This window comes from Bradyrhizobium sp. (assembly GCF_017881085.1).
In the GTDB taxonomy this organism is placed as follows: domain Bacteria; phylum Pseudomonadota; class Alphaproteobacteria; order Rhizobiales; family Xanthobacteraceae; genus Bradyrhizobium.
Genome location: NZ_JADGRI010000223.1, coordinates 1 through 9,136 on the forward strand (window position 1 = coordinate 1; position 9,136 = coordinate 9,136).

The following is a 9,136-nucleotide window of genomic DNA, read 5'->3' on the forward strand; positions in this document are numbered from 1 at the left end:
CAGCGCGTTGCCGCGCGCAAACTGCGCAACGATGCCGGCGATCGGAACCGCAATCAGCAGCGCGTAAAGCGTGTAATGCGCCAGACGCGCCGCCGGATCGGCGTAGGCGCCCAGCCATCTGCCGAATTCGTTCGGCTCAGGGAGCGGCGGCGGCTCGGCCACCCGCCAAGCCAGCCGCATGACGAGCGCCATCAGGATTACCAGGCCCGCGGAAATGTGGACAAAGAGGCCCGTATCGCGCGCGGCTCCCTTGGGCAGATCGTCGCCGAAGGTCCCCAGCGTCCACGCCACGATGACCAGGACGACCGTCAGCCAGTGCAGGATCCGAGGAGCTAACCCGTACCGATCGATGGGATTGGTCATTTGCATGGTCTCCTGTTCGTCCGACCGTCCGTCAATGCGAAAACAGGATCGGCAGCGGCGGCTTTGACAACAGGCTTTTGGTCGCCCCGCCCAGCACGAATTCCCGCAGGCGGGAATGTCCATACGCCCCCATGACCAGCAGGTCCGCCTCGTGAGAGGCAACATAGGCTTCGAGAACGGCGCCGATCGGCCGGCCCTTGGCATCGACCTTGTCCAGCACGACATCGATGCCGTGCCGGGACAGGTTCTTCGACAGCTGCTCGGCCGAATGCTTGTCATCGAGGCGCTTCTCGTTGAGAACGGTGACGACGCGAACCCTCCCGGCCTTTTCCAAAAGCGGCATCGCATCCGATACCGCGCGCGCGGCGGCACGGCTGAAATCCCAGGCCACCGCGACAGTCCCGAGCTCGAACGGGCGGGAGCGCGGGTTTTGCGGCAGGATCAGGGTCGGCCGGCCGGAGCCGAACACCACGGCCTCGGCATACCAGCGGTCGTTTGACTCCGGCAAAATGGTGAAATCGCGAATCCGCGCGTATTCCACCAGTAGCTCCGGCACATCGACCGTCTGGCATTTCTCAAGCAGGGTTTCGCAGGAAACGCCGGCCTTCGCGGCGGCGGCGTCGAACGCTGCAAGCAGGTCCTGGGCATTCGCCCGGCTCTTGGCGGCTTCGCCGGCAATGACCCCGGGCAAGCCGACGACCGCACCCGACATGAAGTGGCCTGGCACCTGAACGTGTATTTCACAGGAGAGTGCGGCGATATGTGCGCCGAGCATAGAGGCGACCGACACCGCCTCCTCGACCACCGATACCGGCGTCGGCTCGGGATAACTCGTCAGCGCGACCAGGATATCTCTGAACGCCATCGAAAACCTCGCTTTGCCGGGTCAGGCTAGTCCCACGCGGGTTTCAGGCGTTTGATTCACCTCAAGGGGCCGGCGCGCGCTACAGCGTCATTGCGGGGAGCCAACGGGTCGCGCGAATGCGGGCCCGATGACAGGCTCCGCGACGAAGCACGCCCTTCGGGGCGGAAGGGCCCGCAAAACTCGGGCGCAATGCGCCGCGGGAACTTTGCGCCTTTGGTTGTTTTACAGGTGAATCGGCTCTTTGACGGCGATCCGACCGCTTGCGGCCTGCCACAGTTGCAGAATCAGCGGCGACCCCCGTAATTTCCCTTACGTGGTCTATCGGAATTTTCATCACACCATCCCGCTGCTATCCATGAAGCCTGCACTTCGCTTTTCGGGATTCGAGACGAGGCGAAACATGGCCCAGGTCTATTTCCATTGTTCCAATTCGATAGGTGTCTCGATCGATCGATGCGGCAGCGCCGTCGCCGATCTGGCCGAGGCGCGTGACCATGCCGCCCTCGTCGTGCGCTCGCTTGTCATGACGCCGGTCCTGGAAGATTGGCGCGGCTGGGTATTGCACGTCAGCGATGATGACGGCGAAGAGATCTTCAGCGTGCCGTTTGCGTCCGTGCTGGGCAAGCCGCACTGAGAGAGCGCCATGTGGATCACGCAACCGTTGTCGATGCCGCTTCGCCAGTACCTGAACGTGATCGTGACGCGGTGGCACAGGCTGATCCGGATTGCCGGCAATCCCTATCGGCCGGAGCTGCATTACATGCGAGGACCCGGCCCGAAGTGGCATGCGAAACATCGGGGCCTTGGCGGTAACGGCGCGCTCTGAGACTTTCATTTGGCGCGTTTTCTTCAAGCGAACAGGCAGCGACCCCGCCATCCAGGTACGGGGCAGGCTTTCGCTCGCAACGCGCTATGGAGAATCCTGCTTTGAAGTCCGCGCAGCCAGCTTGATTTAGTCAACAACCGTCCCGGTCTAGTCCTTCGTGCGAACAAACCCGGCAAGCCTGGTCTTCTGAGTTTCGCACCAGGTCTTCATGCCGAGCCTTTTCTGGTCCATCTGCGTCGACTGTGTCGCAGTGGTGACTTCCGACATCAGGTCGTCCGCCTGGCGCTCGCCCATTTTTCCATCCGTGTGCGTAAAGGCGATCGCGTTTCGCACCTGCTCGGTGGTTCCGTCCGGCATTTGCATCTCCTGGGCCTTCTGCATCAGGTCCTGGTAGGCGACGTCCACGCCGGGGCATTCCACCTTGGCGGCGAAAGCCTGCAAGACCATCGTCACATATTCAGAGCGGGACGCGGCATGCGCCGGTACCGCAAGAGCAACTACCCCTGCTATCAACAAACCATAGCGCATCGTCACCTCCCTGGTTTGGACAAAAACTAGCTCTGATGACATCGCAGCGCAACCTCTGGAAGATCGATCATGGCTGCTGCCGTCACCTACTGAACGACGTCAAGCTTGACGTTCGCAACACCCTTTCCAACCATTCCCAGCGACTGCGCCGCGGAATAGGAGACGTCGACAACGCGTCCGGGAACGTATGGACCGCGGTCGTTGACCCGAACCGTCACGGACCGGCCGGTCGCGACATTCGTCACGCGCAATTTTGTGCCGAACGGCAAGGTCGGATGCGCGGCGGTCAATTCGTGCGTATCAAATTTTTCGCCGCTCGCGGTCCGTGATCCCTCCGTGTAGAAGCTGGCCAGCCCCTGCGAGGCCATCTGTGTTCCGGCGGCAGCCTTGTGATGCACGAACGGGGTATGCCGTGCCGTGGCGACACGCGCAGGCGTCACGAACGATGCCGTTCGATCATGTGGCAGCGACGCCTGCCGACTGGCAAGAAATCCGGAATTTCGGGTCACAACGGAGGACTGGGCGCAGGCAGCCAGCAAGGCCCCTGCCAGAGCCACGGCCAACAGCCGAGCGGCGTTCCGCACAGAAGCGGCCGACACCCTGGCCGCGTCAGAATGAAAAAGGCTTGTCTTAGTCTCTACGCACGAAACTCCGGTGCAACCGACGGAAGACATGTTGCATCCCCACGCTGTGCCCCCAACCCGAACCCCAAATCCGACCGACCCTAGGGCGGAACCCAATCAGGGCAGGACTGTGACCGGCGGCGACTATGCACAGTGCGGATAACGCAATTCCAATCGGGTGTGGCCATGGCGCCACAGGCGGCTGTCCGAACCTAATCGGCTCGCACCCATCGCGCCGCAGCGTCGGCGGAGTCTTCCGGACGCGTGTTGAATGCGATCTTCGTGCCCGGCCCCGCTTCGAGCACGGCATTGACCAGCACCTCCAGGAGCCGCAGGTTCTTCGGCGGCAGCCGGACGCCCGCGCCGATCACCACGCAATCATAGACCTTGCTGGAGAGCTGGTGCGCGAAGGTGGGACCGGCGGTCTCATCGGGGCGGATCAGGCAGAGATCGGCCTGCCATCCGCGCTCGGCGATTTCCCGCATGGCGACCGCGATGCCGGCATGAATCTTCTCCGCGTTGAAGCCCGGCGGCAGCGCCGGATCGGAGAAATCGACCGCTTCCGGTTGCAGGCCGACGAACAGGATCCAGGTCGTCATTTGGATTTCTCCATCCATGCGATCGTGCCGATGCGGCGACCGTCCGTGCGCGAGCCTACACCTCGCGCCGGTCGTTTCCTACGACGTCCGGGATCGCATGATACCTGACGATTGCACCGATCGCTCCTCAGGCGACCTCGGCCTGGACGCTCTCCGTTTCGCCCGCGGCGAGCGCATCGAGATCGACGAGTTGCGGATCGTCGGGATTGATCTCGCCGTCGGACTGTCCGCTGCCATGAACGCGCATCAGGGTCTGCACGCGGCGGGCGTTCAGATGGTCGACATGGTGATGCCGCAGCGCGACCGGCAGCAACCCCTTCGGCAGCCCCACCAGCGCGAACGCCGGAACCCGGCGCACCTCGCCGCCCTCCCGCCACAGCAGCGGGTTGAGCGTATAGATCAATTGCCGCTCGATCTCGGCCGACGGCGGCTGCTCGGGCTCGGGTGCGACCGATAACGCAACATTGGCATTGCCGGCGCGCGTGCGCACCGCGGCGGATCGCAGTTCCCAGCAAATCAAATCCGCGGCTGCGAGAATCTCCTGGCGTATGGCATCGACGCTGGTCGAAAACCGTGTCGCCTCCGGCATCGGCGCATCGCCTGTCGTGACGGCGCCCACCAGCGCGGCGGCGCCGGCGTCAAAGCCGGGAATCGCCCGCTCGATCGCCGCCGCCATCGCCTCGATCCCGTCCGCCGCCAGATTGCGGTCGCGCTGCGCCTTGGCGTCTTCCAGCGCGCGCTCGGTCGAGGCCACCTGCTCGTCGCATTCGGCCAGGGCGGCGCGCAGCGTCTTGACGCGGTCCTCCACACTGCGCATGTCGGTCTCGGCGCGCTCGAGCTTGGCATTGGCCGCGCCGGCCACCGCCAGCCGCTCGGCCGCCGCGCGTTTTTCCGCGAGCAGCCCCTCGGCGAGACTCAACCGGTCGGCCAGCTTCCGCCGCTCAACCTGTTTTGCCTTGAATGCATCTTCGAAGCGTTCGACCGGGCCGAGCTCACGCTTGAAAAATCCCATGGCAATGCCCCTCCCACATAGCGATCCCGCGGCCGAATCAGCCGGCAGATCCAATGCGCCAAAATTAGCCGGGAACTTGGATAACATTGCGGTCGAAACCGGCCGCTCGGAGCCGGGGTATCCCGGTCCCTTTTTTAGTCATGGCCGGGCATCGCCGTCCGAAGGACGGCGTCGCTTCCCCTCGCCCCAAGGACGGCGTCGCTTCCGCTCGCCATAGCCGTCCGAAGGACGGCGTCGCTTCCGCTCGCCTATGTTGGCCCCGGCCATCCACCTATTTCGTGCTTAGAGCTCTCCAAGATCGGGCGGTTCGAACCAGTTCGTCAGCGACAGCCCGCCGTCGACCACGATCGCAGCTCCGGTGACATAGGCCGACACCCGGTTCGACAGAACCGCCAGCGCCATCGGCGCGAGGTCTTCGCCGCGGCCGAGGCGGCCGAGCGGGATATGCTTTGCCAGCGCCGGATCGGCCACGAAACCACCGGCCGCGATGGCGCCTGGCACCAGCGCGTTGACCCGGATTCCAAAGCGGCCGAACGTCTTGGCCAGCTCCTTGACCAGCATCGCCATCGCCGCCTTGGCCGTCGAGTAATGCGGCAAATTGCGCGGCGTTCCTGCGTGCAGCGAGGTCAGGAACAGGAACGAGCCGGGCTCACGGGCCGCGATGAGTTTTCGCGCGAGTTCGCGCGCGAGGTGAAAGCCGGCGTCGACGTTGACCGCGCGCATCTGCTCCCAGGTCCCCGTGCTTACCGCGAAAGTGTGATCGGCCTCGCGCCGCGGGGGCGACGCGCTGTGAACGAAATGTGTCACCTGCCCGACGGCGGACTGCGCATCGGCCAGCAGCTCGTCGCACGCGGCCGGACTGGCGAGGTCGCCGACCCACGGCACGGCCAGCTCCGGTCGGGACGAGGCATTAATCGCCGCGGCAACGGTATCCGGATTTACATCCGCGAACACCGTATGCACGCCCTCGCCGACCAGGGCCTGGGCGATGGCACGGCCAATGCCGTTGCCCGCGCCGGTTACCAGAGCTCTCTCTCGCGCGGGATCGAAGGGGTTGTTCAAGAGGCTCATGTCATGTTCCCAGCGGGAATGTCCGCGCGGGCGTGCCGAGCGGCCCATCGCAGCCGGCAACATAGCATTGTTTCGTCATCGCCGGGCTCGTCCCGGCCGTCGGGGTCTTCTTGCACGTCCTTCCAGCCTGCGTGCGGCAAAACGCAGATTCCGCGGGACATCCCTGATCGAGGCGAGGATCAGGCGCCGGGGCATGACGTGCTTTGGGCGCGCTGCACGCAGCAACCGCGCCGATCAGGCGGCGCGGATGTCGTTGAGGAAACCGTCGACCTGCTCGCTCAATTCGCGGGTCTGAACCGCCAGCACTTCGGCGGCCGATTTAACGTCGGCGGCGGCCGCGCCGCTGGCGGCGGCGCCTTTGGTGACGCCGGTCAGATTGTCGGCGGCCTGCTGAGTGCCGTGCGCCGCCTGCTGGGTGCTGCGGGTGATTTCCTGGGTGGCGGCGCCCTGCTCCTCGACCGCGGCGGCGATCGCGGTGGCAACCTGGCTGACCTCGCCGATGATGCCGCCGATACCCTTGATGGCTTCGACCGCCTCGCTTGCGACGTTCTGCACGGCGGAAATCTGCTGCGAGATTTCCTCGGTGGCCTTGGCGGTCTGCGTTGCCAGCGATTTGACCTCGGAGGCGACCACGGCAAAACCCTTGCCGGCTTCGCCGGCGCGCGCCGCCTCGATGGTCGCATTCAACGCCAACAGATTGGTCTGGCCGGCGATGCTGTTGATCAGTTCGACCACCTCGCCGATCCGGCTTGCAGTTGCGGCAAGCCCCTGCACCGTCCCGTCGGTCTGCCGTGTCTGCTCCACGGCCCGGCCGGCAATGCTGGCGGCATGGCTCACCTGGCGGCTGATATCGGCGATCGAGACCGACAACTGTTCGGACGCCGCCGCCACACTCTGCACATGGGACGAGGCGGCGGCGGAGGCTGCGGAGGCCTGGCGGACCTGCGCATTGGTCTCGGCGGAAACCGAGGACATTCCCTCCGACGTCGAGCGCATCTTCTCGGAGGCGGATCGCAGCGTGGCGAGCGTGTCGCGAACCTTGCTTTCGAATCTGCCGATGTGGGCTTCGACAGTCTGCTGACGGCTTGCGGTGCGGGAATCCTGGACGCGCTGCGCCTCCTCAATCCGCTCCTTCTCGATCGCAGCCTGCTTGAAGCTCTCGAGCGCGCCGGCCAGCGCGCCGATTTCGTCGTGCCGGTCGGCAAACGGAACGGCGATCGAGAGATCGCCTCCGGCCACCCTGTGCATGGCCTCGCCGATCGCCTTCAACGGCGTGATGACCCGACGGCGCATGCCGACAATGATGGCGAACGCCAGCGCCAGCGCGCCGACCAGCAACCCGCTCTGCACGATCAGGTCGCGCCGGGCTTCCGCTTCTTGCGCCCGGGCGTGGTCTTTTGCGGCGTCCAGGGCGCGCTCGGCGATGGTCACCGCGGTGCCCATGCGCTCCACCGTCAGCGGGCTCCATTTCAGCACGTTCATCTCGGGCTTCTGGCCGTTCGCGACCTGATCGAACAGACGGTCGCGCAGCGTCGTATATTCCGGGTCGAAATTGGCTTGTTTGGCGGCCTTGAGCGCGTCGGCGAGTGCCGGCGGCAGCTTCGTGCCGGATGCAGCCAGTTCGACCGCCGCCCAGGCGGCTTTGGCGCCGCCGACATATTGGGTATAGCTCAGCCGCGCGTTGGGCGGCAGCGGAGCGCCACCAACGCCATTGGAGACCAGCAGCGAGGCTTCGCCGGTGGTCAGCCGCAGCAGCCATGCAGCCTGCTTCAATTCCAGCCACTGGTCGATCACGGCGTCGCTGTGCTTGACGGCGGCGGCGAGGTTGGCCGACATCCTGTCGAGTGCGTCCGACAGCGCGCCGGTGACGTCCATATATTCCTTGGCAAGCCCGGGCCGGCGCTCGGCCTTGGGTTTTCGAAACGCCTCCCACGATTCCTTGTCCAGCGCGAACATGGTCTGCGTCAGCCGGCTCAGTTCCGACAGCTGCGCGGGCTGCTCGGGAAAATCGACCGACGGGAGAACTTCCAACACCCCGCGGAGCGCCGGCAATTCGCTGTCACGGAATTCCCTGATGATCTTTTCGAGCTCCGGATCCAGCACGGCATCGCCGTTCAGCGTCCGGTTGGTGGTGGAACGATCGGTGCGCAGACGGTGCATGGCCACGAAGGCGTCGCGGGACAAGCCCGCGATCACCGAAATGCGGCCGGCGGCCTTCAGCCGGTCGAACGATTGCCACGCGGTGACCGCGAGCATCGCGACGATGCAAGTCGCCATGAACAGGACGATCGACGTCAGCAAGGCGGTGACGGAAATTCGCTTCAGCATCGTTCAAGCCTTCGTTGCATGCTTCGACAGGGTTGCGCTGCCGAGGACGGATTCAGCCGGCCGACGGGCAACCTGGCGAGCGGGCCATCCCGAAAGTGGAGAGCGGTTTGACAAACGAATCGGGCGCATCCCCCCACATTGCTGTGCAATGATTATGGGTCCGTTGCCGCGCCTCCCCGTATAGTTACGGGTATTGCGTCGTGCGAATCCACAAACGCGTCGCCGCCCCGATGGTAGGGAAACCACATTCCCACCCACGCGTTAGCCTTCCGTTCCGACTTGCCAGATATCCGCGATGGCCATTCCCGCTTCGCAACGCGCCTTTCTTGGCATTCCCGCGCTTTCCGGCTGGACCAGCGGCCAGCGGCACGTGGTCGCCGCGAGCTTCCTCGGATGGACACTGGACGCGTTCGACTTCTTCGTGCTGAAGGACATCGCCGCGGAATTCCACACCGACATTTCGAATGTCACCTTCGCCATCCTGCTGATCGCAAAGGCAGCGCCTGCGCCTGCGGAATGAGAACGCGGCCCAGTCAAAATGGATTGCGCGTAAAATCGAATTTCCTCAAGCAGTTTAGGCTGTTTCTACCTGTCCAGTCCCGTCGCAAAAAATTTTCTGCTTTCCGTTTTTCGCAAATCACTTTCATAACTCCCGCCGTCTCACCCCACTCGAGGGGCGTATCGCGATCGTCACGGACGCGGGGTGGGATGCGATGGACGCGGATGCGCTCTTGACGAACGGCGCTGAAGCGGACGGAGAAGTCGTGTGGTCCTGACGCCTCGACGCTGGCGTCAAGTTCTTGAGAAGCAAGCTTCTTGGGAGCGACGGTGACAAAAAAGCCCGATCGCCGGGGAGCAACTGTATTTTAAAGTAGCCCTGCGAGCGGCTGGCCTCAAGGCTGGCGCTGCGCGCCACCGCCT

10 protein-coding genes and 1 pseudogene are annotated in these 9,136 nt (G+C 64.5%); 3 read left to right on the forward strand and 8 right to left on the reverse strand.

Features of this window, described 5'->3' with window-relative positions; all coding sequences use genetic code 11:
- Together QZ213_RS19430 and QZ213_RS19435 are read right to left on the reverse strand one after the other, a co-directional pair.
- A partial coding sequence (locus QZ213_RS19430; RefSeq protein WP_291687719.1) for a cytochrome b/b6 domain-containing protein occupies positions 1 to 363 on the reverse strand: 363 nt, incomplete at its 3' end.
- Between the two features lie 31 nt (positions 364 to 394).
- The gene (locus QZ213_RS19435; protein ID WP_291687720.1) at positions 395 to 1,228 is read right to left on the reverse strand and encodes a universal stress protein; all 834 of its coding nucleotides are present in this window, start codon (positions 1,226 to 1,228) and stop codon (positions 395 to 397) included.
- 400 nt (positions 1,229 to 1,628) lie between these two features.
- On the opposite strand from QZ213_RS19435, the gene QZ213_RS19440 reads away from it, so the two are divergent.
- Both QZ213_RS19440 and QZ213_RS19445 read left to right on the forward strand, forming a co-directional pair.
- Positions 1,629 to 1,862, forward strand: a complete 234-nt coding sequence (locus QZ213_RS19440) for a hypothetical protein (RefSeq protein ID WP_291687728.1) — start codon at positions 1,629 to 1,631, stop codon at positions 1,860 to 1,862.
- A 9-nt stretch (positions 1,863 to 1,871) separates the two neighbouring features.
- Positions 1,872 to 2,054: a hypothetical protein gene (locus QZ213_RS19445; RefSeq protein WP_291687721.1), complete on the forward strand. Its 183-nt coding sequence runs from the start codon at positions 1,872 to 1,874 to the stop codon at positions 2,052 to 2,054.
- Between the two features lie 147 nt (positions 2,055 to 2,201).
- On the opposite strand, the gene QZ213_RS19450 is transcribed toward QZ213_RS19445, so the two are convergent.
- The 6 genes from QZ213_RS19450 to QZ213_RS19475 form a co-directional block, all read right to left on the reverse strand.
- Complete coding sequence (locus tag QZ213_RS19450; RefSeq protein ID WP_291687722.1) at positions 2,202 to 2,582, reverse strand: hypothetical protein; 381 nt, start codon at positions 2,580 to 2,582, stop codon at positions 2,202 to 2,204.
- 86 nt (positions 2,583 to 2,668) lie between these two features.
- Positions 2,669 to 3,121 carry a septal ring lytic transglycosylase RlpA family protein gene (locus QZ213_RS19455; protein WP_365885074.1) on the reverse strand — a complete coding sequence of 151 codons (453 nt, stop codon included), beginning with the start codon at positions 3,119 to 3,121 and terminating at the stop codon, positions 2,669 to 2,671.
- 296 nt (positions 3,122 to 3,417) lie between these two features.
- Positions 3,418 to 3,804 (reverse strand): hypothetical protein, encoded by a 387-nt coding sequence (locus tag QZ213_RS19460; RefSeq protein WP_291687724.1) that lies wholly within the window; start codon positions 3,802 to 3,804, stop codon positions 3,418 to 3,420.
- 127 nt (positions 3,805 to 3,931) lie between these two features.
- Positions 3,932 to 4,816, reverse strand: a complete 885-nt coding sequence (locus tag QZ213_RS19465) for a hypothetical protein (RefSeq protein WP_291687725.1) — start codon at positions 4,814 to 4,816, stop codon at positions 3,932 to 3,934.
- A gap of 282 nt (positions 4,817 to 5,098) precedes the next feature.
- Positions 5,099 to 5,887 carry an SDR family oxidoreductase gene (locus tag QZ213_RS19470; RefSeq protein ID WP_291687726.1) on the reverse strand — a complete coding sequence of 263 codons (789 nt, stop codon included), beginning with the start codon at positions 5,885 to 5,887 and terminating at the stop codon, positions 5,099 to 5,101.
- Positions 5,888 to 6,121: 234 nt separating this feature from the next.
- The gene (locus QZ213_RS19475; RefSeq protein ID WP_291687727.1) at positions 6,122 to 8,215 is read right to left on the reverse strand and encodes a HAMP domain-containing methyl-accepting chemotaxis protein; all 2,094 of its coding nucleotides are present in this window, start codon (positions 8,213 to 8,215) and stop codon (positions 6,122 to 6,124) included.
- A 295-nt stretch (positions 8,216 to 8,510) separates the two neighbouring features.
- On the opposite strand from QZ213_RS19475, the pseudogene QZ213_RS19480 reads away from it, so the two are divergent.
- Positions 8,511 to 8,702 (forward strand): annotated as a pseudogene (locus QZ213_RS19480) (MFS transporter); the annotation flags it as partial.
- Between the last annotated feature and the right edge of the window lie 434 nt (positions 8,703 to 9,136).

Excerpts from the sequence above, each read along its gene's own strand:
- QZ213_RS19440 (WP_291687728.1), top strand. The coding sequence starts at position 1,629 with ATGGCCCAGGTCTATTTCCATTGTTCCAATTCGATAGGTGTCTCGATC.
- QZ213_RS19435 (WP_291687720.1), bottom strand. The coding sequence starts at position 1,228 with ATGGCGTTCAGAGATATCCTGGTCGCGCTGACGAGTTATCCCGAGCCG.
- QZ213_RS19445 (WP_291687721.1), top strand. The coding sequence starts at position 1,872 with ATGTGGATCACGCAACCGTTGTCGATGCCGCTTCGCCAGTACCTGAAC.
- QZ213_RS19460 (WP_291687724.1), bottom strand. The coding sequence starts at position 3,804 with ATGACGACCTGGATCCTGTTCGTCGGCCTGCAACCGGAAGCGGTCGAT.
- QZ213_RS19470 (WP_291687726.1), bottom strand. The coding sequence starts at position 5,887 with ATGAGCCTCTTGAACAACCCCTTCGATCCCGCGCGAGAGAGAGCTCTG.
- QZ213_RS19450 (WP_291687722.1), bottom strand. The coding sequence starts at position 2,582 with ATGCGCTATGGTTTGTTGATAGCAGGGGTAGTTGCTCTTGCGGTACCG.
- QZ213_RS19465 (WP_291687725.1), bottom strand. The coding sequence starts at position 4,816 with ATGGGATTTTTCAAGCGTGAGCTCGGCCCGGTCGAACGCTTCGAAGAT.
- QZ213_RS19475 (WP_291687727.1), bottom strand. The coding sequence starts at position 8,215 with ATGCTGAAGCGAATTTCCGTCACCGCCTTGCTGACGTCGATCGTCCTG.